20 protein-coding genes, 1 tRNA gene and 1 pseudogene are annotated in these 24,439 nt (G+C 73.7%); 9 read left to right on the forward strand and 13 right to left on the reverse strand.

All coding sequences use genetic code 11. From position 1 onward, the window contains the following. Window positions 1-96 precede the first annotated feature (96 nt). Window positions 97-597 carry a DUF3830 family protein gene (locus AZE13_RS16270; protein ID WP_066931670.1) on the forward strand — a complete coding sequence of 167 codons (501 nt, stop codon included), beginning with the start codon at window positions 97-99 and terminating at the stop codon, window positions 595-597. Window positions 598-718: 121 nt separating this feature from the next. Here the strand turns inward: AZE13_RS16270 and AZE13_RS16275 are convergent, their stop codons facing one another. Next, the gene (locus AZE13_RS16275) at window positions 719-2,275 is read right to left on the reverse strand and encodes an amidase (RefSeq protein ID WP_079124064.1); all 1,557 of its coding nucleotides are present in this window, start codon (window positions 2,273-2,275) and stop codon (window positions 719-721) included. A gap of 93 nt (window positions 2,276-2,368) precedes the next feature. Then, window positions 2,369-3,343: a D-2-hydroxyacid dehydrogenase gene (locus AZE13_RS16280; RefSeq protein ID WP_066931672.1), complete on the reverse strand. Its 975-nt coding sequence runs from the start codon at window positions 3,341-3,343 to the stop codon at window positions 2,369-2,371. Window positions 3,344-3,576: 233 nt separating this feature from the next. On the opposite strand from AZE13_RS16280, the gene AZE13_RS16285 reads away from it, so the two are divergent. From AZE13_RS16285 to AZE13_RS16295, 3 genes are all read left to right on the forward strand, one after another. After that, window positions 3,577-4,500: a decarboxylase gene (locus tag AZE13_RS16285; RefSeq protein ID WP_066931674.1), complete on the forward strand. Its 924-nt coding sequence runs from the start codon at window positions 3,577-3,579 to the stop codon at window positions 4,498-4,500. Between the two features lie 22 nt (window positions 4,501-4,522). Further along, window positions 4,523-5,260: an aspartate/glutamate racemase family protein gene (locus AZE13_RS16290; RefSeq protein WP_066931676.1), complete on the forward strand. Its 738-nt coding sequence runs from the start codon at window positions 4,523-4,525 to the stop codon at window positions 5,258-5,260. A gap of 349 nt (window positions 5,261-5,609) precedes the next feature. Further along, complete coding sequence (locus AZE13_RS16295) at window positions 5,610-6,638, forward strand: LLM class flavin-dependent oxidoreductase (protein ID WP_066931979.1); 1,029 nt, start codon at window positions 5,610-5,612, stop codon at window positions 6,636-6,638. 83 nt (window positions 6,639-6,721) lie between these two features. Here AZE13_RS16295 and AZE13_RS16300 read toward each other — a convergent pair whose 3' ends face one another. Further along, the gene (locus AZE13_RS16300) at window positions 6,722-8,536 is read right to left on the reverse strand and encodes a putative bifunctional diguanylate cyclase/phosphodiesterase (RefSeq protein WP_066931678.1); all 1,815 of its coding nucleotides are present in this window, start codon (window positions 8,534-8,536) and stop codon (window positions 6,722-6,724) included. Between the two features lie 364 nt (window positions 8,537-8,900). On the opposite strand from AZE13_RS16300, the gene AZE13_RS16305 reads away from it, so the two are divergent. Beyond that, window positions 8,901-10,148, forward strand: a complete 1,248-nt coding sequence (locus AZE13_RS16305) for a M6 family metalloprotease domain-containing protein (protein ID WP_066931981.1) — start codon at window positions 8,901-8,903, stop codon at window positions 10,146-10,148. Window positions 10,149-10,248: 100 nt separating this feature from the next. Here AZE13_RS16305 and AZE13_RS16310 read toward each other — a convergent pair. The 6 genes from AZE13_RS16310 to AZE13_RS16335 all read right to left on the reverse strand — a co-directional run bounded on the left by AZE13_RS16310 (window position 10,249) and on the right by AZE13_RS16335 (window position 15,880). Further along, window positions 10,249-10,322, reverse strand: a tRNA-Lys gene (locus AZE13_RS16310). Window positions 10,323-10,378: 56 nt separating this feature from the next. Then, window positions 10,379-11,017 carry a bifunctional DNA primase/polymerase gene (locus AZE13_RS16315; protein WP_066931680.1) on the reverse strand — a complete coding sequence of 213 codons (639 nt, stop codon included), beginning with the start codon at window positions 11,015-11,017 and terminating at the stop codon, window positions 10,379-10,381. A 156-nt stretch (window positions 11,018-11,173) separates the two neighbouring features. Then, on the reverse strand, window positions 11,174-11,557 hold the full coding sequence (locus AZE13_RS16320; RefSeq protein WP_066931682.1) for a hypothetical protein: 384 nt from the start codon (window positions 11,555-11,557) through the stop codon (window positions 11,174-11,176). A gap of 80 nt (window positions 11,558-11,637) precedes the next feature. Then, the gene (locus tag AZE13_RS16325) at window positions 11,638-12,981 is read right to left on the reverse strand and encodes an AAA domain-containing protein (RefSeq protein WP_066931683.1); all 1,344 of its coding nucleotides are present in this window, start codon (window positions 12,979-12,981) and stop codon (window positions 11,638-11,640) included. Continuing rightward, on the reverse strand, window positions 12,978-14,594 hold the full coding sequence (locus AZE13_RS16330; protein ID WP_066931685.1) for a hypothetical protein: 1,617 nt from the start codon (window positions 14,592-14,594) through the stop codon (window positions 12,978-12,980). The genes AZE13_RS16325 and AZE13_RS16330 overlap by 4 nt, the downstream gene beginning before the upstream one ends. After that, window positions 14,585-15,880, reverse strand: a complete 1,296-nt coding sequence (locus AZE13_RS16335; RefSeq protein ID WP_066931688.1) for a hypothetical protein — start codon at window positions 15,878-15,880, stop codon at window positions 14,585-14,587. The genes AZE13_RS16330 and AZE13_RS16335 overlap by 10 nt, the downstream gene beginning before the upstream one ends. Window positions 15,881-16,182: 302 nt before the next feature. Here AZE13_RS16335 and AZE13_RS16340 point away from each other — a divergent pair, with 302 nt between their 5' ends. After that, complete coding sequence (locus AZE13_RS16340) at window positions 16,183-16,776, forward strand: histidine phosphatase family protein (RefSeq protein ID WP_066931690.1); 594 nt, start codon at window positions 16,183-16,185, stop codon at window positions 16,774-16,776. A gap of 291 nt (window positions 16,777-17,067) precedes the next feature. On the opposite strand, the gene AZE13_RS16345 is transcribed toward AZE13_RS16340, so the two are convergent. Continuing rightward, window positions 17,068-18,516, reverse strand: coding sequence for a transcriptional regulator (locus AZE13_RS16345; protein ID WP_066931692.1), 1,449 nt, complete (start codon window positions 18,514-18,516; stop codon window positions 17,068-17,070). Window positions 18,517-18,774: 258 nt separating this feature from the next. Here AZE13_RS16345 and AZE13_RS16350 point away from each other — a divergent pair, with 258 nt between their 5' ends. After that, window positions 18,775-19,242 (forward strand): hypothetical protein, encoded by a 468-nt coding sequence (locus AZE13_RS16350; protein WP_079124066.1) that lies wholly within the window; start codon window positions 18,775-18,777, stop codon window positions 19,240-19,242. Between the two features lie 63 nt (window positions 19,243-19,305). On the opposite strand, the gene AZE13_RS16355 is transcribed toward AZE13_RS16350, so the two are convergent. Next, complete coding sequence (locus AZE13_RS16355; protein WP_066931694.1) at window positions 19,306-20,496, reverse strand: NAD(P)-binding domain-containing protein; 1,191 nt, start codon at window positions 20,494-20,496, stop codon at window positions 19,306-19,308. A gap of 73 nt (window positions 20,497-20,569) precedes the next feature. Next, window positions 20,570-21,976 carry a glycosyltransferase gene (locus AZE13_RS16360; protein ID WP_066931696.1) on the reverse strand — a complete coding sequence of 469 codons (1,407 nt, stop codon included), beginning with the start codon at window positions 21,974-21,976 and terminating at the stop codon, window positions 20,570-20,572. 733 nt (window positions 21,977-22,709) lie between these two features. On the opposite strand from AZE13_RS16360, the gene AZE13_RS39040 reads away from it, so the two are divergent. Together AZE13_RS39040 and AZE13_RS16375 are read left to right on the forward strand one after the other, a co-directional pair. After that, window positions 22,710-23,063, forward strand: a complete 354-nt coding sequence (locus AZE13_RS39040; protein WP_066931700.1) for a chaplin — start codon at window positions 22,710-22,712, stop codon at window positions 23,061-23,063. A gap of 133 nt (window positions 23,064-23,196) precedes the next feature. After that, the gene (locus AZE13_RS16375; protein WP_066931702.1) at window positions 23,197-24,066 is read left to right on the forward strand and encodes a spermidine synthase; all 870 of its coding nucleotides are present in this window, start codon (window positions 23,197-23,199) and stop codon (window positions 24,064-24,066) included. A gap of 21 nt (window positions 24,067-24,087) precedes the next feature. Here AZE13_RS16375 and AZE13_RS36910 read toward each other — a convergent pair. Continuing rightward, a pseudogene (locus AZE13_RS36910) lies at window positions 24,088-24,439 on the reverse strand (hypothetical protein); the annotation flags it as partial.

Below are 24,439 nucleotides of genomic sequence, written 5' to 3' on the forward strand. Positions count from 1 at the left end.
ATCCCGGTTCCATCCCGGTTCTTTTCCGGTCCATCCCGGTTCCTCCCCGTGTTCGCTCCTGTTCCGAACGCCGGAATTGCCCCCTACGATCTGAGCATGGCCGACCGCTTCATCGAAGTCTCGCTCGACAAGCGCGGCGTCAGCTGCACGGCGAAACTGCTCGACGACCGCGCACCGATCACCTGCGACGCCGTCTGGAACGCCCTCCCGCTCGGCGGCGACGTCTACCACGCCAAATACGCCCGCAACGAGATCTACGCCCTCCTCGAGCCCTTCGCCCCCGAGGAGCCGCCGCTGGAGAATCCGACGATCACCCCGATCCCCGGCGATCTGTGCTACTTCACCTTCAGCGACACCCAACTGGGCACCGCCTCCTACGGCTACGAACGGGCGGCCGCGCACCGGGGCCGTCCCACCGTCGTCGACCTCGCGCTCTTCTACGAGCGCAACAACCTGCTGATCAACGGCGACGCGGGCTGGGTGCCCGGCATCGTCTGGGGCACCGTCGTCGACGGACTCGACCGGATGGCCGACGCCTGCCAGGACCTGTGGCGGGCCGGCGCCCTGGGGGAGACCCTGAGTTTTCGGCGGGCCTGAGGGGGATTTCCCGGAGGGCTGGTCGAACAGATCCCCTAAGGGGCGCGTGGCCCCCCTGCGGGGCCACAACGTGGGGGAGGCGGGGGAGTATTCCCGTCTGAGGCGGGGGGAGTATTCCCGTCTATGGGGCGGGTGGTGCGGGGATGCGCGCCGCCCCGGACTCGTAGAGGGCGTGCGCGGCGCGCAGGACCAGTGCGTCCGCGTGCCGTGCGCCGATCAGCTGGACGCCGATCGGCAGTCCCTCGCCGTCCACCCCGCAGGGCACGGTGGCGGCCGGCTGCTGGGTGAGGTTGAACGGGTAGGTGAACGGCGTCCAGCCCGTCCAGCGGGTGTGGCCGGACCCGGGCGGCACTTCCACGCCCGCCGTGAACGCGGTGATCGGCTCGGTCGGGGTCACCAACAGGTCGTACGCGCTGTGGAAACGGCCCATCGCCCGGCCCAGTGCCATCCGGGCGTCGACCGCGGTGAGATAGTCCAGCGCGCTGTAGCGGGCGCCCTGTTCACAGATCTCGCGCAGCCCCGGGTCCAGCAGCGCGCGCTGTGCGTCGTCCAGCCGCAGACTCTGTACGAGCCGGGCCGCGCCGCTGAACCACAGCGTGTGGAACGCTTCCACCGGATCCTCGATCCCCGGATCGATCTCCTCGACGGACGCCCCGAGCCCGGCGAGCGCCTCGACCGCCCCGCGCACCGCCGCCGCCACCGCCGGGGCGACCGGCACATCCCAGCCCAGCGACGGGCTGTACGCCACCCGCAGCCCCGACACCGGCCCGGCCAGCGCCTCCCGGAACGAGCCGGCGGCCGGCGCCAGCTGCGACCAGTCCCGCCAGTCGGCGCCGGTGATCACATCCAGCATCAGCGCCGCGTCCGCCGCGTCCCGGGTCATCGGCCCGACGTGCGCCAGCGTCCCGAACGGGCTCGCCGGATACAGCGGCACCCGCCCGTAGGTCGCCTTGAGCCCGAAGACGCCGCAGAAGGACGCCGGGATACGGACCGAACCCCCGCCGTCCGTGCCCAGGCTCAGCGGTCCGGCACCCAGCGCCACCCCCGCCGCGCTGCCGCCGCTGGAACCGCCCGCGGTGCGCCCCGGGGCGTACGGATTGCCCGTCACCCCGTGCCGCGGGCTGTCGGTGACGCCCTTCCAGCCGAACTCCGGGGTGGTCGTCTTGCCGAGGAACACCGCACCGGACTCCCGCAGCCGGGCGACCGACGGCGCGTCCTCCTCCCAGCGGCCCTCGGCCCGCACCGTCCGCGAACCGCGCAGCGTCGGCGTCCCCCGGGTGAGCAGCAGGTCCTTGACGGTGACCGGCACCCCGTCGAGCGGACCGGCCGGCGCCCCGGCCCGCCAGCGTTCCGCCGACTCCTCGGCGGCGGTCAGCGCCTCGTCCGCGTCGATCCGGGTGAAGCAGTTCGTGGCGGCCTGCGCGGCCTCGGCGCGCTCCAGGACCGCCCGGGTGACCTCGACGGGGGAGAACTCGCCGGCGGCGTACCCGGCGGTGAGCCGGGTGGCGGTGAGCTCGGCCAGCTGGTTCGGGTGACTCGGCTGATCCGGCTGATCCGGCTGATTCGGCTGGTTCGGGTGACTCGGCTGATCCGGCTGGTCCTGCCCTGTAGGGCGGTCCGGTGCGGCGGAGTGGGCCGGTCCGGTGGGGCTGGTCGGTTCGGCGGGGCCGGTGGTCATGCGTCCTCCGAGCGTCGGCCGCCCCGGCGGGCGAGGCGGCGGGGGAGCGGGGCTTCCGACACCGGTTTCAGCGGGTCCGGGCAGCCCGCGTGATCAGTCCACCGGTACGTACCCAAGCCGCTTGTCGACGATGTTGACGAGTGGCTCGCCGGCCGCCCACCGGTCGAAGTTGTCCTGGAACTGCTCGGCCAGCGCGTCCCGCCAGCCCAGGGTGTCGCCGCTCATATGCGGTGAGACGATGAGGTGCGGTACGTCCCACAGCGGGCTGTCCGCGGACAGCGGCTCGCGCTCGAAGACGTCCAGCGCCGCCGCCGCGATCCGCCACTCGCGCAGCGCCGCGATCAGGTCCTCCTCGACGACCAGCGCGCCGCGCCCGATATTGACGAACCGCGCCCGCGGCGGCATCCGGGCGAACGCCGCCCGGTCGAACAGCCCGCGGGTGGCCTCCGTCAGGGGCGCGGCGCAGATCACCCAATCCGCGTGCGGCAGCAGGCCGTTCAGCGCGTCGCCCGCGTGGACGAGGCCGAACCGCGGGTCGTCCTTCCGCTCCCGGCGGCCGACCAGATCGACCGTGACACCCAGTGCCAGCAGAGTGGCCCCGATGGCCCGGCCGATCGGTCCGGAGCCCACCACGACCGCGCGGCTGCCGGCCAGCCGCAGCGTCTCGCGGTGCTGCCAGCGCCGCTGCCGTTGCAGCTCCCAACTTCCATAGAAATCTTTGGCCATGGCGATCACCAGTCCGGCGACGTACTCGGCGATCGGCTGCTCGAAGACGCCCCGGGCGTTGGTCACGACGGTGTCGTCGGCGATCAGCGCCGGGCACAGCACCCGGTCCACACCGGCGCTCGCGGTGTGCACCCACCCCGGTCTGGGCCCCTGCTCCGGCCAGTTCTCGCGGATCGCGTCCGAGGTGAAGTCCCAGGCCAACAGCACGTCGGCGGTGGGGAGTCGATCGGCCAGCGAGGCCTCGTCGGTGAAGATCACCCGGGCCCGGCCGGCCAGCCGGTCCAGCCTCGGCGGCGGGTCGGAGCCCAGTACGAGGACTGTGCTTTCCGTGCTTTCGGACATAGGTCAGAAACCGTTCTGAAACGTGAGTCCAGTTCACTGGAAAAGGGCACCGACAGATGCCGGAGATGCGAGGATTGACCACGCTAGGAAGTCGTATCTACCGTGTCAACAACGGCATCTGTCCCGACGTCCCGGCTCGTCCGGCTGCACCTCTTTTCCTCCCCGGCCTTCCTTGGCCTTCCCCGGCCACTGGCCTGGCCATCAGCCCTTCATAACCGTCAATGGGGCCTTCAATGGACGTCTCGTTCCTGGGTGGCCCCCAGCCTCAGCTCGGTGTGGGCGTTGTCGCCCCTTTTGACTTCGCGCTCGACCGGGAGCTGTGGCGCTGGGTGCCCGATGATGTGTCGCTTCACCTCACCCGAACCCCGTTCGTGCCCGTCGAGGTGAGCCTCGACCTGGCCCGTCTGGTCAGCGAGCACGAAACCCTGGACGCCGCCGTCCAGGCGCTGTGCGCGGTATCACCGCAGGTCATCTGCTACGCCTGTACCTCCGGCAGCTTCGTCGGCGGAGTGGCGGGCGAGCGGGCCATGTGCGCCGCCATGACCCAGGCGGGGGAGGTTCCCTCCCTCACCACGTCGGGCGCGCTGACCGAGGCGCTGCGCGAGATCGGCGCGCGGCGCATCGCCCTGGTCACGCCCTATACGAAGTCGGTCACCGACTCCCTGGAGGACTACCTCGCCGAGGCGGGCATCACGGTCACCGGCCGCGCCTATCTCGGACTGACCCGGCACATCTGGAAGGTGCCCTACCGCGACGTGGTCGACATGGCCCGCGCGGCCGTCGTCGGCGCCGCCGACGCCCTCTTCATCAGCTGCACGAACCTGCCGACGTACGACGTCATCCCGCAGCTCGAAGCCGAGCTGAGGATGCCGGTGCTGTCCGCCAATCAGGTCACGATGTGGGCCGCGCTGCGCGCCATCGACGCCCAGGCGGTGGGCCCGTACCAGGCGCTGGTCGATCCGGTGGCGCGGCGCGGACCGGCCGCGATGAACGGGACCGGGGCGGCCGAGCCGGGCGGACCGGCGGGAGAGGGCCCGCGGGCGACCCCGGAGGCGGCCTTCGCTGGGCCGCCCCTGCTGCCCGAAGGGGAGCCGGTGGACGGCGGCGAAACCGGCCCCTTCCCACCCGAGGACCCCGGTCCGCTGCCTCCCGTCTGACATACCCGCAAGGAGACCCCGCATGGCATCGGTCGGCTTCCTCTACCCCGGCCACTCCGCCGAGGACGACTACCCCCGGCTGGAGGCGATCCTGGGCGGCTCGGTCCGCCTGCCCCTCGTCCACACCGACATCGGCGAGGACGCCCACCGGGTCGACGCGCTGCTGGAGATGGGCTCCGCGGCCCGGCTGGCGGCCGGCGTCGCCGAGCTCGCCGGACGCGGCGCCGAGGCCGTCGTCTGGGCCTGTACGAGCGCCAGCTTCGTCTTCGGCTGGGAGGGCGCCCACGAGCAGGTCAGAGAGCTGTCCGTGGCCGCCGGCCGGCCCGCCTCCAGCACGTCCTTCGCCTTCGCGCACGCGGTGCGGGCGCTCGGTGTCCAACGGGTCGCGATCGCCGCGACGTACCCGGAGGACGTGGCCGAGCACTTCCGCGCGTTCCTGAAGTCCGCCGGTACGGAGGTGGTCGCCACCCGGGGCAGCGGCATCATCACCGCCGCCGAGGTCGGCACCTGGGGGCGCGCGGAGGTGCTGGCGCTCGCCCGCGCCGGTGACCACCCCGACGCGGAGGCCGTGCTGCTGCCGGACACCGCCCTGCACACCGCCGCGCACCTCCCCGCCCTCGAAGCGGAGCTGGGCAAGCCGGTCCTCACCGCCAATCAGGTGACGGTCTGGGAGGGGCTGCGCCTGCTGGACCGGACGCTCTCCTGCCCGGCGCTGGGGAGGCTCTTCGCACGTCCGGCGGAAGACGGGCAGGGCGGATGAGCTGCGGGCTCCGCCGGGCGCCCCGGGAATGACGGGACGGGTGTACCGGGAATAACTCTGGACGGGTGTACCGGGAATAACTGGAGATGCTCTCCGGTTCTCCTCCTCGTACACCCAGTGCCAGGCGAGGAGGACCCGCACCGTGAGCGGCGAGCAGGACGAGTGGCGCGACAACCCCGACAACCCCGATAGCCGCGACAACCGCGGCAAGCGCGAGGAGCACGAGACGTACGGCAGCCGTGCCGGCGGCGTCGCGGTCCACGGTGGCGGCGACGGCGGCGGCGAGGGAGCCGGTGACGGTGACAGTGACGGCGTACGGGGCACCGCCCGCGGCAGCGCCCCGGTCCCGCTGTCCGTCCTCGACCTGGTGACGGTCGGCGCCGGCGGCACCGCGTCCGGCGCCGTCCGTACCGCCGTCGACCTCGTCCGTACGGCCGAACGCCGCGGCTTCCACCGCTACTGGGTAGCCGAGCACCACTCCATGCCCGGCGTCGCCTCGTCCTCCCCCGCCGTGCTGCTCGCCCACCTCGCCGCGCACACGGACCGGATCCGGCTCGGCTCCGGCGGCGTGATGCTGCCCAACCACGCCCCGCTGGTCATCGCCGAGCAGTTCGGCACCCTGGAGGCGATGGCCCCCGGCCGGATCGACCTCGGCCTGGGCCGCGCCCCGGGCACCGACGGCGCCACCGCGGCAGCCTTGCGCCGGACGGACCGCCTGCGCGAGGGCGCGGAAGAATTCCCCGAGCAGCTCGCCGAGTTGACGCGTTTTCTGGACGACTCGTTCCCCGACGGCCACCCGTACGCCGCGATCCACGCGGTCCCCGGCCCGGTCCAGGCCACCGCACCCGGCGGCGTGCAGTCCGCGCACCGCCCGCCGCTCTGGCTCCTGGGCTCGTCCGGCTTCAGCGCCCGGCTGGCCGGCTCCCTCGGCCTGCCGTTCGCCTTCGCGCACCACTTCTCCGCGGCCAACACCCTCCCCGCACTCGACCTCTACCGCGCGTCCTTCCGCCCCTCCGCGGCGCTCTCCGAGCCGTACGCCCTGATCGGAGTGGCGGCGCTGGCCGCCGAGGACGAGCGGGAGGCCCGCCGCCAGGTGATGACCGGCGCCCTGTCCATGCTCCGGCTCCGCACCGGCCGCCCCGGCCTGATCCCGACCCCGGAGGAGGCCGAGGCCCACCGCTTCGGCGAGGCGGAGCGCGGCTTCGTCAACAGCTGGCTCGGCAACGTCGTCCACGGCACCCCGGACGCGGTCCGCCAGGGCCTCGACGACCTCGCCAAGCGCACCGGCGCCGACGAGTTGATGATCACCGCCAACGCGCACGGCGGCGGGGCCAGGCTGCGCTCGTACGACCTCATCGCCGATGCGTACGGGATGTAGCGGCAGGTGAGGCAGGTACGGCAGGTGAGGTAGGCGCGGCAGGTACGGCAGCCCCGGCGGGGGAAGGGCGGGAAGGAACGCCCTTACGTGGCGAGGAACAGCGAAGCGACCCGCTCGGGGGCCACCGGCCGGCTGTAGAGCCACCCCTGCCCGGTGTCGCAGCCGATCCGCCGCAGGCGCTCCGCCTGTTCGGCGCTCTCCACGCACTCGGCGGTGACCGTCAGGCCCAGCCGGTGCGCCAGCGTCACCAGCGCCTCGACGATCATCTCGTCCGCCGGGTTGGGGTGCTCCTGGGAGCGGAAGCCGCGGACGAAGGAGCCGTCCAGCTTCAGCACGGACACCGGGAGCCGGCTGAGGTAGGCGAGGTTGGAGTAGCCGGTGCCGAAGTCGTCGATGGCGATCCGGACGCCCATATCGCTCAGCGCCTGCAGGGCCTGCAGGGGACGGCCGGCCGAGCCCATCACCGCGGACTCGGTCAGCTCCAGCTGGAGCAGCCGCGGCGGCAGCCCGGTCTCCTCCAGGATCTTGGCCACGTCCGCGACCAGGTCGGAGTCCCACACCTGACGTACGGCCACATTGACGCTGACGAACAGCGGCCGGTCGCCGGGGTGCGCCAGCTGCCAGGCGCGGGCCTGATAGCAGGCCCGCTCCAGGATCCAGCGGCCCAGTTCGACGATCGCGCCGTTCTCCTCCGCCAGTGCGATGAACCGATTCGGCGACAGTGTCCCGAACTGCGGATGACGCCAGCGCACCAGCGCCTCCACGCCCTGCGCCCGGCCGTCGCCCAGTCCGACCAGCGGTTGGTACTCCAGGGTGAATTCGCCGCGGTCGACGGCCGGCCGGAGGGTGCTGGACAGCGCCTGACGGGTCATCCGGTGGGCGTTGCGCTCCGGGTCGAAGAGCGTCCAGCGGGCCTTGCCGTCCTCCTTGGCCCAGTACAGCGTGGTGTCGGCGGCCTGCATCAGCCCGGTCGCGGTGGTGCCGCCGGCGGCCCGCTCCACCACGCCGATGCTCGCCGACACCGACAGCCGCTGCCCGGCCAGGTCGAACGGGCGCTGCAGCGCGTCGAGGACGCACTGGGCGAGTTCGGCCAGCTGGTCGGTGCCGGTGGAGTCCTCCACCAGCACAGCGAACTCGTCACCGCCGAGCCGCGCCACCAGATGCCCGTCGCAGCCCGCCCCGCGGTCGTCGGCGGCCTCCGCGCAGTGCGTCAGCCGCTGCGCCACCGCGCTCAGCAGCCGGTCCCCGACGCGGTGCCCCAGAGTGTCGTTGACGGCCTTGAAGCCGTCCAGGTCCAGGTAGCAGAGCCCGATCCGGCCGGTCCCGGCCGGGGCGAAGGCGGCGCGTTCCAGGGCGGCGGAGAGCCGTTCGAAGAACAGCGCCCGGTTGGGCAGCCGGGTCACCGGGTCGTGCATCTGCAGATGCCGGAGCCGGGCGAGCAGATCCTGCCGGTCGCTGACGTCCGCGACCGACAGCAGCAGCCGGTCCTCGCCGCTGAGCGGGTCCGGGGTGAGCGGCTCGACGGTCACCTCGACCCAGACGGAGTGGCCTTCGGGGTGTTTGAGGCGGCGGGTGCAGCGCATCCGGTCGCTGCGGCCGCAGAGCACCTCGCGGTACGCGGACCACACCCGGGGCTCGGCGCCGAGGTCGGTGAGGTCCGCGGCGGTGGCGGCGACCAGCTCGGCCGGGTCGGTGCCCACCAGCTCGCCGAAGGCGGGGTTGGCGGCGAGCACCAGACCGTCGCGGTTGAGGACGGCCATCGCCAGCCGCCCGGCATAGAAGGCGGCGCGATAGTCGCCGAGCGAGGCCACGCTGTCGTCGCCGGGATCGGGCGGGCCGGGGGGCGCGAGGGACCGGGCGACGGCGGATTCTTTGGTCGTTTCGTTACGCTCCGTCACCGACGGCAGTGTCGCTCCGGGGGTGCGGCCTGGGCCGTCGGGGTGTCCGCTCACTGCTCGCTCCCGCATGGCGCTGGTCTCGTGATGGAGGGTGCTTCTCACGCTGGAAAGTGTGGCGATCATAGAGGCTGGTGCAACGCCCTATCCAGCGACGCAGCCGTGATCACCGGCACCCGTGACGGAACTTCAGCCATTTCTGTCCGGCTCTGTTCGCGCAGATTGCCCCCTTGGTCGTTTGTGACTTTCTGTTACGGGGGAACGGGGACGCGCCGGTCACTCTTCTGGGCGTCCGAAACAGGACGAATAGCATTAAATCGCCACAGGGTAGATGAGGTCTCCGAATCCGTCCCTGGAGGTATGTGTGCTGACGCGCGCCCGGACCGCCGACGGGGTCGACCGTCGCAGTCTGCGGCGCGCCGCGGCCCTGGCCACGTCCCTGAGCGCGCTCATCGCGACTTCCATCGTCACCGGCCCGGCCACCGCCTCCGACGCCGCCCTCTCCTGCGCCCTGGGCCGCACCGACGCACACCACTCCGAGGGCGTGGACGGCTGGAACGGCTCCTACACACGACCGGACCGGCCGCTCGACGCCGTCATGATCTATCTCGCCTTCCCGGACTCCCGGCCGGTCACCGTCCCGCAGGTCCTGGCCCGCGACTACTTCCCCGCCACCTCCGCCTTCTTCGAACGTGCCTCGTACGGCAAGTTCCGGCTCCGCCCACACGTGCACCGCTCCTGGGTGAAGATGCCGCGCACGTCCGTCGCGTACGGAATACAGCGCGACTGGGACGCCGGGCGACGCGCCGCCTATCTGCGCGATGCGGTCGACGCCGCGGATCCGGTCGTGGACTTCAGCCGGTACGACATGGTCTATTTCGTCGCCGATCCGGACGCGCCCGGCGTCGATTCGGACGCCACCAAAGTCGTCAACCTCAGTCAGCCGATGTACGCCGACGACCGCGAGCTCCGCCGGTTCGTGACCGTCTTCGAGCAGAGCCCGCCGGATCGCAACGTCCTCGCCCACGAGACCGGGCACGTCTTCGATCTGCCGGACCTCTACCACCGGCCGCAGAACGGCAGAGGCGACTGGGACACCTACGTGGGGGACTGGGACCTCATGGGCAGCCAGTTCGGACTCGCCCCCGACCCGTTCGCCTGGCACAAGTGGAAGCTCGGCTGGATCGCCGACAACCAGGTCGACTGTGCCGACGTCACCGCCTCCACCATGCACTCGCTACGGCAGCTCTCCGCCCCCAGGGAGCCGCGCAGCCAGCGCCGGCCACGGCTCCTGGTGGTCCGTACCGGCCCGGACAGCGCCCTGGCCATCGAGGCCCGGGCGGCCGGCGGCAACGACCGGGCCCTGTGCAGCGACGGCGTCCTCGTCTACCGCGTCCACAGCGAGACCCCCTCGGGGTCGGGCCCCGTGCACGTCCTCGACGGCCACCCCGCCACCGGGGCCTGCTGGGGCACCTCCGTCTACCCGCCGCTCGCCGACGCGCCGCTGGGCGTGGGGGAGAGCATGGACGTCCGCGAGGACGGCGTCCACGTACGGGTCCAGGTCACGGGCCGGTCGAGCGACGGGGACTGGGCGGTCAAGATCGGACGCGGCTGATCCGGCTCACGCTCCGGCCTGCGCATCCGCGCGGCTGATCCGGCTTGCGCATCCGGATGTGACGAAGGCCCCCACCGAGGTGAGGGCCTTCGACCGTCTGTGCGCCGCCAGGGACTCGAACCCCGGACCCGCTGATTAAGAGTCAGCTGCTCTAACCAACTGAGCTAGCGGCGCCTGCTGACGGGGAAAACATTAGCATCCTGGTCGGGCAGGACAAAAATCGGTTTGTCTCAGCCCTGTGCCAGCGCCGGAAAGCGGTGCTGAGCTGCGGCTTCCCCCTCCACCGCGGCCGCCGCACGGGCCGCCCGCACGCACGCCCACAGCAGCACGTCCGGCCCGGGCAGCCACGGCTCACGGACGCCCGGCGCGACCAGCCAGCGGGAGGCGGCGGGGGCGGTGGAGGCGGCCGGGCCGCCGGCCGGCGCGGCGGCGGGGTGGGGCCCGGGGTGGAGCGGCGGGACCGTCACCGCGTCGCCGCTGCCGTGGCACAGCAGTGCGGGGACGGCGTCGGCCCACTCCTCCCAAACCAGCAGCGCGGGCAGCCGCTGGGCCGTGCCCGGGGCGGCGAACAGCAGGATCCGCCCGCGGTGTGCCGCCACCGGACCCGATCCGGGGCCGTCGGACCACAGCCGGTCGACCATGCGCCGCCCGAACAGCGCCGGGGCGTTGATCACGTCGAACGCCGCGCCGCACGGCAGCACGCTGGGCGCGGCCGGCTCCCGGGACCAGAACGCGTGCATCTCGTGCGGGTGGGGGCTGGCGGAGGCGAGCCAGTCGGCACCCGCGCGGGTGACGTGCCCCGGCAGGGGAGTGGCGGGCAGGGCCGGGGTGCGGGGGATACGGGGGGTCTCGGGCAGCCGCTCGGTCATGGGACAGGTCTACCGATACGACGCGTTCAGGCTTCGCTGATTGGCCGAAGCCGGGACAGGGCGGTGCGCGGACCGGTATCTTGCCCCCTCGCATATGCCAACGGCTCATGATCATGGACCATGAGCCGTGACGGCGGGTGTGGCGTCGGTGTGAGGTCAGTCCATGTCCCCGAGCAGCGTGCTGCCGCCCCGCATCAGGCTGCGCCCGAACTCGATCATCTTCTGTGCGTAGTCCTCGGTCCACTCCGCCTGCTCGGCGAGAGCGGCCAGCGGCAGCCGGTCGAATCGGCTGGGGTCGGACAGCTGGGCGGCGGCCAGCGCCTGGAACTCCATCGCGCGGTCGGCCGCCGCACGGAAGGCCAGGGTGAGCTCCGTGGCGCGGCTGAGCAGCTCGCGCGGGTCCTCTATCGACTCCAGGTCGAAGAAGTGCTCGGGGTCGGCGACGGCCTCGGGCGGCTCGAAGAGCAGTTGCGCGGGCCTCAGGCGCCGTGGTCCCGGCGCCACCCCACGTGGGTCGGGAGCCGGCTGCGGCTCGGACATGTACCTACCTCCAGATCGTGTGCCGCATTCCATTCTCCCGCCGGGCGCAAGGGGGCCGGAAACCCGGCCCGTCCGCGGCCTCACGGGCGCCAGCCGACGCGGTGTTCCGTCAGATGCGCCAGCACCGCGTGGTGCGCCTCCCAGCCGTCCGGGAACTTGACCGTGACGCCCAGGCTGACCGGCTCGGTCGAGGGGTGTTCGTCGAGGAGGGCGGCGACGCCGGCGCGGCAGACGACGATGCAGGCGTGGCGGTGGCGCGAGGCCAGGACGCACAGCCGGCCGGTCTCCAGATGGAAGCCGGTGGCGTCGGGGCGGCCGGAGAGCGGATGGAGGACGACCGTGACGTCGAACTCGCGGCCCTGGAGGCGGTTGGCGGTGTCGACCGTGACATCCGCCACGCCCAGCCCGGCCAGGGCGGCGCGGACGGCCGCCGCCTGGTCGCGGTGGGCCGTGCCGACCGCGATCCGGGCCGCCGTGAGAGGTACCGGACCGGGCGCGGCTTCGCTGGTCGCCGCGCCGCCGCGGTCCAGCAGCCGGCGCACCACCAGGGCCACCGCCCGCACCGCCTCCGGATCCGTCCGCGGGGTGTGCCGGGCGGGGAGTTCGAGCAGCCCCCAGCCGGACTCGGCGGCCTCGTCCAGGACGCGGTCCACGCCCGAGCCGTCGCCCGGCACGCCGAACGCCAGCCGGCGGTCACCGGGGCCGGTGCCGCTGCGGAAGCGGGTGTACGGATAGAACGCGTCGGAGACGAGCGGGGCGGCGGAGGCGGGCAGCCGCCAGGACACCGGCAGGCGGTGCTGCGGCAGGTCGGGGTTGTGGGCCAGGAGGGTGGAGACGGCGCTGGCCGACGGGTCGTACGCCAGGCCCGCCCACTGCTCGGTGCCGACGGTGCTGAACGGGTCCAGCTGCCCCGGGTCGCCGACGAACAGCGCCCGCTCGAAGAGCCCGGCCACGCTCAGCAGCGCATCGGAACGCATCTGGTAGGCCTCGTCCACGATGGCGTGCTGCCAGGGCTCGTCGGTCTTCGTGTAGGCCCACTTGGCGGCCGTCGAGACGACGATCTCCATCCCGGCCAGATCGGCCGCCTTGGCCGAGGTGCGCACCGCCGGCAGCTCGGCCAGCGCCGGGTCGAAGGCGCCGGGCTCGCTGCTGTGCAGCCGGCCGACCGGCAGCTCGGGGTCCTTCGCGGCGAGCCGCAGGACGAGGTCGTCGACCTGGGCGTTGGTCTGCGCCACGATCATCAACCGGCGGCCGGCAGCGGCCAGTTCGCGGGCCGCGCGGACCACCAGGGTGGACTTTCCGGCACCGGGCGGGGAGTCGACGACCACCCCGCGCCGGGTGCCGTGCAGCGTGTCGCGCAGGATCGCGTCGGTGGCCTCGGCCGCCGCGGCGGCGGGGTCGAAGAGCTTGCTGTGCCTGCTCAGAGGAAGTCCTCCTCGGTCACCGGGTCGGGGGCGGCGCGCGGGACGCCACCGGTGTCACCTGTGTCGTCGGCTTCGCTGCCGCTGCCGCTGCCGCTGCCGCTGCCGTGCGCGGTGTCGGTGTCGGGCGGTGGGCCGCCGTGCGTCCAGGGCGTGTCCTCCGGGTCCGGCAGCTCGGGGCCGCCGCGCGGGGCGTGCTCGAACAGCGTCCAGCACACCACGTCACCGGGCTCCGGCACCGAGCCGGCCTCCGGGGTCCTGCCGCGCCCCATGCCGCCGGTCAGCCGTACCACCGGCATCCCCGGCCCGTCGTCCGCATGGAGCGCGAACTCGGCGGGCTGGGTCCTGCCGTCCGCCAGCGTGCGGTAGAGCTTGGTGCCCGCGGACAGCTGGGGGAGGTCGGCCGTGCGGAGCGTGACCAGGGGACGCGGCATCGGGCGTCGGCCGTCGGAGAGCGCCATCTCGACCTCGACGACCGTGCCCTGGAACGCCTCACCGGCGAGTCGGCGCCCGGCCATCACCAGCGGGTCGTCCAGGGCTTCCTGGGCGTCCAGCTGGGCCTGCGCGGTCTCCCGCGCGGACAGCTTCCGGGCCGCCGTGACCGCGTCGTCCCGTCTGGGCTGCGGCGGCTCCCCGGCGCGTACCCGGTCGCGGTGGGCCGTGTACGACCAGCGGTCGCGCTTCCAGCGGTCGGCGACCCGTGCGCCCGCGGGGAGCGCCCGCAGCAGGTCGATGCCCCGCCACACCGCTTCCCAGGTCGGCCGCAACTGGCTTTCGAGCAGCGCGCGGAGTGCGTCCTCGGCGCCCGGGACCCCCGCGTCGTAACGGGCCATCGCGGGGGCCAGCAGCCGGTTGTCGAACGCCGGGTCGGTGGCCGGACCGGCCGGCGGGCACCGCAGCTGCCCGGCCTCGTCCCGTGCCGACTCCGCTCGCGCGGCGGCCTCTTGGCCGCTTCGGCCCGGCGGCGGGTCGATCCAGGCGAGCAGGGCGCCCAGATGCTGGTCCTCCAGCGCGCTCTGGCCGGTTGCCCAATGGCGGGTGAGCAGGTCCGTCACGGACAGCAGGAGACCGGACCCGGGGACCCGCGCGCGCTCGCCGAAGTGCGTCAGCCAGTGGCCCAGCAGCGGGACCTGGGGTGGCGCGGGGTGCGGCGCCGCCGGCTCCTGCTCGGCCGTGCGCCGGAACCGCATCGAGCGCCCCAGCAGCCGTACGTACTCGACACCGGCGGCGCTCGGCACGATCAACTGCGGTGCGTCCGCGCACAGTTCGACCTGCACCGGGACCTTCTTGCCGGTCTCCGGGTCGGTCTCCTTGCGCTCTTCCCGCTCCACGGCGTCCGCGAAGCCGTCCACGTACGGCAGCATCGCCTCGGCCAGTTCGGCGAGGAACGCGGAGCGCAGATCGCGGTCGCGCGGCTGCGGGACCGCGAGCAGCGCGGGCTTCTCGCGGTCCGTGCCGACCAGCGCGCCCAGCGGGGCACCGGCCTCGCCGGCGGTCGTCAACGGGACGAGGACCAGCGGCCGTTCGGAGAGATGGCGGTGGCGGACCGTGCACCGCGTCCGGGCGCGGCCGGCCGCCACCGCCTCCATCCGGGCCAGCGTCTCGATCAGCGACATTCCGGCTCCTCCGCTCCGCGCGGCGACGGTACGGCGGCGACGCCCGCCGAGACCTCCGGCACGGACCGCAGCGCCTCCGCCCCCAGTGCCTCCGCCCCCAGTGCCTCCGCCCCCAGTGCCTCCGCGCGCAGCGCGGCGGCCCGGCGCAGCGCGAGCACCGCGGGATCGTCCGGGCCGTCCTGCCCGGCGGATGCCTGCGGGCTGCCGGGCGCCTCCGGGGTGCCGGACGCCTGCGGAGCGCCGGCCGCCGCCAGTACCTCCCCGACCGTGCGCAGTCCGCCCAGCTCGCCCCATACGCCGCGCCCCAGCACCGCCACCGCGCCCTCCGCACGCGCCCGTTCACGGCAGTGGAAGGCCAGCTCGCAGGCGGCCAGACACTCGGGCACATAGGCCGCGTCGACCGCCTCGACGGCCTCGGCCAGCTCCTCCGGCGGGCGGGTCGCGGCCCTGCCGTCGTCCGTGAGCCGCAGATCGAACGTCGTGCCCTCCGGCAGGGCGGCGGCGATCTCCTCGACCCGGGTGAGCCGGCCCAGCTGCCGCCGGGTCGTGGCGAGCTGCTTGCGGACGTCGACGGCCGCGGCGGCCGGGAGGTTGGAGAAGTCCTTCGGGCACACCAGCAGCACCCGGTCGTCCACCCGCACCGCGCGTCCGGTGCGCGCCCCGACATGCTCCGCCACCGGCTCCAGAGCCAGTGCGTACACCGCCGCCTGGCGCGCGGCCGCGCCGACCTTGGCGGCATCCGCCGAACCGTCGATCATCGGGAAGGACTTGATCTCCACGACCGTCCAGGTGCCGTCCGGATGCACCACCAGCGCGTCCGGCTCCACATAGGCGGGCGCACCGGCCACCCCGACGGCCAGCAACGGATGATCGAGCAGCGTCCAGCCGCCGGCCGCGGTCGCCTCGCGCAGCGCCAGCGCCGTACGCGCCGCCCGGCCCTCGGGCCCGGCCGCGGACAGCTCCGGAGCGGCGACCGCGCCCGGCTCCGGCGGCGGGGTGCCGGGCGCGGCCAGCCGCTCGTACAGCAGCCGGAGCAGCTCGGTGCCGCCATCGGCCTTCACCCTGGCCTCGAACGCGTTCCCCCGGACTATCGCGAACTGCGACTGCCCGTACGGCGCGGGCGACCCCAGCGCCCTGGCCAGCGCCCCCTTGTCGATCCCCGCCCCGTCCAGCAACGCCCGGCGCCGGCACCCGGGGTTGGCGGCCAGCGCGGCGAGCGCCCGGGCGTCCAGCGAACGGGGAGGCACGCCGGGCCCGCGCAACTCGGCGAGCTTTCCCCGGCTCACGCCCGGCGCCGCCGTCGGCCGCAGGCCCGTTTCCGGCGCGGCCCGCCCCGCCGGAGGGGCAGCCGAACCGGATCGACTGTCGCGCGAAATCTCCACGCCCCGCAGTGTGACATCCGGCACCGACAACGGCGGTCCCGGCCGCTCACGGGTGGGGCCGCGCGGGGACAAATCGCCCCATGCGGGAGAATGGAAGGCCGCGGTCGATGCCGCCCGCGCCGAGCAGTGAAGCGAAGAGCAACGACGAGAACGACCGACGACGAGAACGACGAGCCGAGCGATCGGCGAGAGGTACGAGTACGACTATGGCAGCGCGCATATTCCTGGCCAGGCACGGGCAGACGGAGTGGTCCCTCTCCGGCAGGCACACCGGCCGTACGGACATTCCCCTCCTGGACGAGGGCCGGCGCGGCGCCAAGCTCCTCGGCGAGCGGCTGCACCGCAGCCCGTGGGACGGCCTGCCGGGCGTCGAGGTCCGTACCAGCCCCCTGGTGCGCGCCAAGGAGACCTGCGAGCTGGCCGGCTTCGGTGACCGGGCCCAGGAGTGGGACGCCCTGATGGAGTTCGACTACGGCGCGTACGAGGGCCTGACCCCGCCCGAGATCAAGGCCGGGCGGCCGGGCTGGCTCATCTGGCGGGACGGCGTTCCCGAGGGCGAGACGCTCGCCGAGGTCTCCGCCCGGGCCGACGAGGTCGTCGACTGGGCGCGTTCGGCCGACCGCGATGCGCTGGTCTTCGCACACGGCCACATCCTGCGCGCCCTGGGTGCCCGCTGGCTGGGCCTGGACATCTCCTTCGCGGCCCGCATCCGGCTCGAGCCGACGTCCCTGTCGGTGCTCGGCTGGGCCTACGGGGAGCCGGCGATCGAGCGCTGGAACGACACCGGACACCTCGCCTGACCGGGGCGTAGGGCACTTCTGACGGATCTCCGCGGCGTCACGACGCCCGGCACGCGCCCCCAAGCTCTCGGCTGCGCTCGAGCAGGGAGGTGCCCCCTTCGCCGCACCGCGCGAAAGCCCACGTAGCGCCGCTACGAGGACTTCCGCACGGCACGCCGAGAGCACGCACCAGACGCCGCTCCTTCTCCCACGGAGATCCGTCAGAAGTGCCCTAGGGCCGGTGCCGGAAGTCCCGCCCGCCCCGTGGCGCAGGCCCTCCGGCCTCCTCCGGCGGGTGGCCGGAGCCGAGGGTCAGACGGGATGGCCGGGGGCCGTAGAGGCGGGGCCGGTCAGCGCCGTCGCCGTGTGGTGCTCCAGGAAGTCGGCGACCGGGGGGCTGGCGCGGTGGGCGCGGAGCGCGCGGGCGGTGGTGCCGAGCATGGCGCGGATACGGGCCGAGCGGACGTGTTCCAGGAGGGCCAGGACGCGCAGGCCGGCCGCCGCTGCCTCCTCAGGGGCGCCGCTGGCCGCGAGGTCACCGGCCAGTTCGGCGGTGAACAGGGCGATATTGCGGGTGAAGTGGGGATCCTGCAGGGCCACCGCGCGGTGCGCGTGCTCCGCCGCCCGCTCCGCGGCGCCGAGCGCCGCCCAGCACTGCGCCTCCAGGCCCGCCAGCTCGGCCTCACCGAAGAACGTCATCCACTCCGGATCGCCGTCCCGCGGCCCACGGGCGAACTGCTGCTCCGCCCGGGCCAGCGCCCGCTCACAGCCGGAGCGGTCCCCCAGCCCCGCCCAGCCGCCCGCCTCGCGCAGCGCCAGCAGGGACCGCAGCCGTGGCGAGGAGAGCTGCTTGGCGGCCTGCTGCGCGGCCTGCGCGGCGCGCACCGCCTCGCGCGGCCGGCCGGCGTCGCGGGCCAGGAAGGCGGTATTGCAGAAGGCGTGCGCCTCCAGGGCGGCGTCGCCGCAGACCCGGGCGGTGGCCAGCGCCTCGGCGTAGTGCGAGCGGGCGTCGTCGAAGCGGCCCGAGTCATGTGCCAGCCATCCGACGGTGATGGACAGTTCACCCGCCCCGGCGTGCAGCCGGTCGGACACCGAGCGGCGCCGCACGTCGGCGTCGAGCAGTTCGTAGGCGGCGCGCAGCGGCTGGGCGGCGCGCTGGTAGATGCCCTCCGCGCCGTGCCGGTCGTCCAGCAGCCGGATGTGCCGGACGGCCTCCTCGACGGCGGTGGCCTCGGCCTCGCCGATCCGGCCGGCGGCCGGCGTACGCGGCCCCGGGACGTGGACGCCGGCCGCGGCGGCAGCGGCCTCGATGGGGTGCAGCGCGACGATGCCCAGGGCTGCGGCCGGGCCGCCGGTGATGAACGCGCGACGCAGCACGTCGCTCTCCTCGTGGATCTGGATACGGGTATCGCGGTTGTCGGGTCGGTCTGCCAGGCGCGCGGCGCCGACCGCCGCCGTACGCGCCCCCCGTCCGCGTACCGCCTCGCGCGGCGCGAAGCCCATGTCGGGCAGCGTCAGCCCGGGGAACATGTGCCGGAACACCCGCTCGTAGGCGTAGTTCGGACACCGGATCTCCCCGGACTCGACGCGGCCCACATAGCGGGCGTCGCACGAGACCTGCTCACCGATCTCACGGGCGGCCCGTCGGACCGCCGCCGCGAACTCGCCTGGTGACAGCCGGCCGCGCAGCTGTCGGAAAGCGGTGTTCGGGCGGGCGGGTACGGTGCGGGACGACGCTGAACTTGCTGCTGGCGACGTCATGGCTGCCTTTCTCGGCCCGAACTACCCCCGCGGGTGCGGGGACGACCTTGTGGCGCTGCCGCCTCCTGGCGGAGCGGCGGCACGACCGTACCGGCTGTGATGGCTGCGATACGCCCAGTTTGGCTACAAACCGGATATCTCACGCGTGATCTGCCATGAACTGCCATCCTTTGCAGCGTTACGCCGCCGTAGCTGTTGACATGCCTGGACGTTGAACTCGGTGTAAAGGGTGTGTCGTGTGCAGAGGAGGGGTTCTCCGTGTGGGAGACCGGCGTGAGCAGGGGCGGCAGCGGTTCCGCGGGCCAGGCCGGCGATCGGCGGCAGCAGATCGTGACGGGCGCGGCGACCGCCGGACCGGACCGGCCCTGCGACCTCGTCACGGTCCCCGCCCGGCAGGGGCTGGAGGCCGTCGACATCCTGCGGCTGCGGGACGGCGTGGGCCCCGTACTGCACGACGGCGCCTGCGACACCCTGGGCTTCCTGGTCCCCCCGGGCACGGCCGACGGCTGGGACGTACCCGGCAGCGCGTGCACCCAGACCTACGGGCGGGGCATCTCGCTGGGAGCCCTGTGCGAGGACGGTGCCGCCGTGGAGCCCCCGGTGACCGGCACCGGATGGCTGGTCCCCCCGGAGGGCGCGGGCGCCAGCGCCACCGACCCGATCGTGCTGCGCGCGGCGCTCGGCGAGGCGGCGCGCACGATCGAGGCGGTCGACCGCTGCCAGTGAGCGCCGGTTCCGGGAGCCGGTGAGGTCCCTGAGCCGGTGAGGTCCCTCAGGTTCCTGAGGTGCTCAAGGTGTTTGAGGAGCCGTTCCGCCGAGTCGGCGTCGGACGCCGTGCAGCAGCCGGGTCGCGGTGAAGGCGGTGCCGTCGACGCAGCACATCGACGGGCCGAACGACGGCACGGCCAGCAGCCCCGCGAAGAACAGCCCGGGCCAGGACGATTCGAAGTACGGGCTCAGCTCGGGGGCGCGGCTGCCGCCCACCGTGTGCAGCACGCCGCGCACCCGGGGGTGGAGCAGCCGCAGGCGCCGCAGATCGGGGCTGAAGCCGGTGGCCGCCACCACATGGTGGGCATCGAGGGTCTCGGTGTGGCCCTGTCCGCGGGTGAGGTGCAGCCGCACCGTGTCGTCATGAGGGGTGGCGGCCCGGACATGGCGGCCCAGCAGCGTCGGCACCGCCGCGGAGTCGAAGCGCTCCCGCAGCCACCAGGCGCCGGCCGGGCCCAGTGCGGCCCGGGTGATCCGCCGCCGGGCCGCCGCGGGGAGCCGCCGCACCGCCCAGGGGGCCGGTGACCACACCCGGCGGGGCCGTGGCGGGGTGTTCCAGCGCAGGCGGCCGGTGCGCGCCACCAGGCAGGGCCGGGCGCCCTGTTCGGCCAGCAGGGTCGCGGTCTCCAGTGCGGACTGGCCGGCGCCGAGCACCGCGACGTGCCGGCCGGCGAACCGCCGCAGATCGCGGTGGTCGCTGCTGTGCGAGGCGAGCTCCGGGGGCAGTTCGAGCAGCGGCCAGGGGCGGTGGGTGAACGGCAGCGCGCCCATGGCGAGGACCACGGTCCGGGTCGCGATCAGCTCGCCGGTGTCCGTCTCGACCTGGAAGCCGCGGGGCCCGGTGCCGTCGGGCTCGGCCTGCGAGCCGTCGGGGGCCGGGCGGACGGCGGTGACGGTCACGTCCTCGGCCTGCGGTACCGCCCGTTCGGCGAACCATCCGGCATACGCGGCGAAGGTGCCGAGGGGGAGGGGGACGCCGTGCTCGACGGTCACCCCATGGGTGGCGCAGTACTCCGCCAGCGAGTGCCGGCCGTGCGGGGCGGAGAGGCCGACGGCCCCGGGCTCGGACGTGAGGAGCATGCCGTCGGGCATGTGAGTGTGCCACGCGGCCATCGGACGGCCCAGGACCCGTAGTCGCAGCCCGGCCCCCGCCGCATGCGCGGCGATCGAGAGTCCGTAGGGGCCGGCGCCCACCACCACGAGGTCGTACATGGAGGTTCCCTGTCCTTTCTGCCGTGTGCTCGCTTCGGTGTCGTGACGGCCGCTTCGCCCAGGGGAGACGCCTCTAGCTGTTCGAGAGCGGGGACGGCGCGGGCGACCGGGCCGGGTCGGGCAGGGAGACGACCCCGGAGGGGTGGGCCTGCGGTGCAGGTGCAGGTGCGGACGAGGGCGCGGGTTCGGGCGCGGGCCCGGTGGTGTGGCGGCGGCGTGCCAGGGCGGTGGCGAGCGCCTCCTCGTATACGCACATCAGCGCCTCGGCGCTGCGGGCGATGTCATAGCGCCGCACCACCGGCGGAACCGGCAGCCGGCCCGGCCCTTCGCGCCGCAACTCCCGCAGCGCGGTGGCGAGTTGCTGTACCCCAGGGCTGAACCGGCGGGCGCCGGGCGCCTGGTCGGCGGGCAGCTCGTCGACCGCCGGACAGCTGCCGTGGAGCACCGGCAGCCCGGACGCCAGCGCCTCGAGAACGGCCAGCCCGAACGCTTCGTCCGGCGACGGCGAGACGCATACGTCGATGACCGAGAGCAGCCCGGGAACGTCGATACCGGTGCCGGTGCCGGTGCCGCTACCGGTGCCGGTGCCGGGGCCCGTTCCGGCACGCCCCCCGCCATCGCTCCCGCCCACATCCCCCATGGCGCATGGCGGCGCTGCCGCACCACCGACCACATCACGCACGGCGCATGGGGGCGCTGCCGCACCACCGACTACATCACGCACGGCGCCCAGCAGATGAATGCGGTCCGCCGAGCCGAACTGCTCCGCCATCCGCAGCAGCCGCGTCCGCTCCGGTCCGTCGCCCGCCAGCAGCAGGTGCACGCCAGGGAGCTGGGTGACCGCCCGGACCAGGACGTCGAACCGCTTCCCGGCCACCAGCCGGCCGACGCCGCCGACCACGAAGGCGTCCGGCGGCAGCCCGAGCCGGGCGCGGATCACGGCCCGGGCCGCCGGGTCGAAGCCGAACCGGTGCGCCTCGATGCCGTTGGGCACCACGTGGATCCGCTGCTCGGGCACGCCCCAGCGGCGCAGCCGGGCGGCGACGGTGTCCGACACCGCGACCGTCGTCGTGCCCAGCCGCTCGGTGGCCCGGTAGAGCGCACGGACGCCACGGGTCAGCCGGCGGCCCTCGAGCACCGCATCGCCCAGGGAGTGTTCGGTGGCGACCACCGCCCGTACGCCGGCCATCCGGGCGGCGATCCGGCCGTAGACACAAGCCCGGTAGAGGTGGGTGTGCACCAGGTCGTAGCCGCCCGCGCGGATCAGCGCGGCGAGGCGGGGGAGCGCGCGCAGATCGCGGTCGCCGGTCATGCCGAGGTGGGTGACGGGGGTGCCGTCGGCCTCGATACCGGCGGCGACCGGGCCGGGGTTCGTCAGGGTGACGACCTCGCACCGCGCGGGCAGCCGGCGCAGCAGGAGCCGTAGCTGCTGCTCGGCGCCGCCCACATCGAGGCCCGTGATGATGTGCAGAACCTTCACCGGATGTCTCCAGGGGAAGCGGGATCGGGAGCGGGATCGGGATCGGGATCGTGAGCTGGAGCAGGGACGCCGGGGGAGGGACGTCGGGGGAGGGGCGGCATGGAGCACCGTGGGCCGCTCCCGGGCCGGCACGTCCGGTGTCAGCACGCACAGCTCCCCTGATTCCGAGCCGACGGAACTCTCCGTACTCCCAGTGGGCTCGCTACGGTTTCTTCGGCCTCTTCGTTCTCTCGGCTTCGTTCTCTCGACGGATTCTTCGAGGTGTCCGGGAATTTCCGGGGCGGGTGGCTCAACGGTGGGTATCGGACGGGTCGAAGAGTGCGTCGAGCGGATTTCCGGGGTGGCGGGCGATGGCGCGGAAGGCCGGCCGATCGGCACGGGCGCACGGCGCGGGCCGCACAGGGAATACGCCGGAATCGGTTACGGGGGCGGCGCCGCCCGGTCCGGGCGGGCCGTCGCGCCCGGTGCGGGCCATCGACCTCCGCATGTCGTCCTCTCCGACTTCTATCAGTCAAACAGGAGAGCACTCTGACAGAAATCATGTTGGAAACCGCGGCAGGCACGCCCGGATCTGGTCCGGGGGTCCCGATCGGCGGAATACCAGGCGGTGTCCGTAAGGAGACCTGCTGCCAAAAGGGCTAACGATTTCCCGTAAAGGGGGAACGCCCGCATCCCTGATGTATTTCGCTCGTTGTGACCGGGTGCCCCATTCACGAACTGAAAGGAGAATGGGATGAAGCGGTTTGTCAAGACCGCCGCGATGTCCGCGGCCAGCTGCGCCCTCGTTGTCGGTGGCGCGGGCATCGCAAACGCTGGTGGGGTCGCGGCTGCCGGTGACAGCCACCACGGCAAGAACGGCCACCACGGTCGCTCCATGCACCAGCACGGCTACCTCGGCTACCAGGGCCAGGACAAGGTGAAGCACCACGGAGCCAAGGCCATCGGCAAGGCGTCGAAGACCAAGGGGTTCATCAGCGGCAACGTGATCCAGGTCCCGGTCAACGTTCCGATCAACCTGTGTGGCAACACCATCAACGTGATCGCCCTGCTGAACCCGGCATTCGGGAACATCTGCATCCAGAAGTGACCCGACGGTCGGTCCGGGCGACCAGCGGACCGGCACGGGTCGTGGTGTGCAGGCGGCGGACCGCCCTGACCTCGGTCGTGGGCGGTCCGCCACGCTCCGTTCGCCGCACCGGGCACCGGTCATACTGGACGCCATGGGGAGAAGCAGGCGCGGGCGCGGCGGAGCGGAGCCCGTCATGGAGCAGGTCGACGGCGGACTCGCGGAGCTGCGGCCCGACCGGGACCGCCCGCGCGGCCGGACGCTGTTCCTGGACGGCGCCCCGCAGTCCCATGTGGACCTCGACGACCCGTCCTACCTGGACTTCTCCTACCAGCGGCGGCTGGGGCACATCGCCGATCTCGCCGGCCCGCCCGGCGCACCGCTGCGCGTCGTCCATCTGGGCGGCGGCGCACTGACTCTCGCCCGCTACGTCGCCGCGACCCGCCCCCGGTCCACCCAGCAGGTCGTCGAGATCGACGCTCCCCTGGTCCAGCTCGTACGCCGTCAGCTGCCGTTGGACAGCGGCTGGCGGATCCGGGTGCGCGGCGGCGACGCCCGCGCGGGCCTGGCGAAGGTGCCGGACGGCTGGGCCGACCTGATCATCGCGGACGTCTTCCGCGGCGCGCGCACGCCCGCGCACCTGACCAGCACCGAGTTCGTGGCGGAGGTCCGCCGGGCGCTCCGGCCCGGCGGCGCCTACGCGGCCAACCTCGCCGACGGGCCGCCACTTCGCTTCCTGCGCGGCCAGATCGCCACCGTCCGTACGGTGTTCCCCGAGCTCTGCCTGACCGCCGCCCCGGCCGTCCTGCGCGGCAAACGCTTCGGCAACGCCGTACTGCTCGCCTCTGACGCCGCGCTCCCGGTCGCCGAACTGACCCGTCGCGCGGCCACCGACCCGGAGTCCGGCCGGGTCGAACACGGCCGCGCACTCCTGGACTTCACCGGCGGCGCGGCACCCGTCACCGACGCCACGGCAGTGGCCTCCCCGGCCCCGCCCGCCAGGACCTTCGACGACAGGCCCTAGGGCCTGTCCGACGGGTCTCCGCTACGTCGCGTGGTTGTCGGTCACCACGGTCGGCGGGTGCCCGTTCCATGCGCAGATCACCGATGTGCGGGCGGCGCCGCGGAGGAAGTCCACCCGGATCCACGCCTCCTGCTTCCACACCTGCATCTGCCAGCCCGGCTCCGGGGTCGCCGAGACCAGTTCGGCCGAGGAGCCGCCCATGGCGAGGACCACCCGGCCACCGTTCGTGGTGTAGCTGTTGACGTCGCCGCCGGCCGCCGGGGTGGCATCGCCGCCCGACGGGCCGGCGGGGCGGCGCTGCGGCCGGGTGCCGCCGTCGGCCGGGGGCGTGGCCCGTTTCGCGGGCCGGTCGCCGGCGGACGGCGGGGAGGGG

It is taken from the genome of Streptomyces sp. NBRC 110611 (genome assembly GCF_001590865.1).
Taxonomy (GTDB): domain Bacteria; phylum Actinomycetota; class Actinomycetes; order Streptomycetales; family Streptomycetaceae; genus Streptomyces.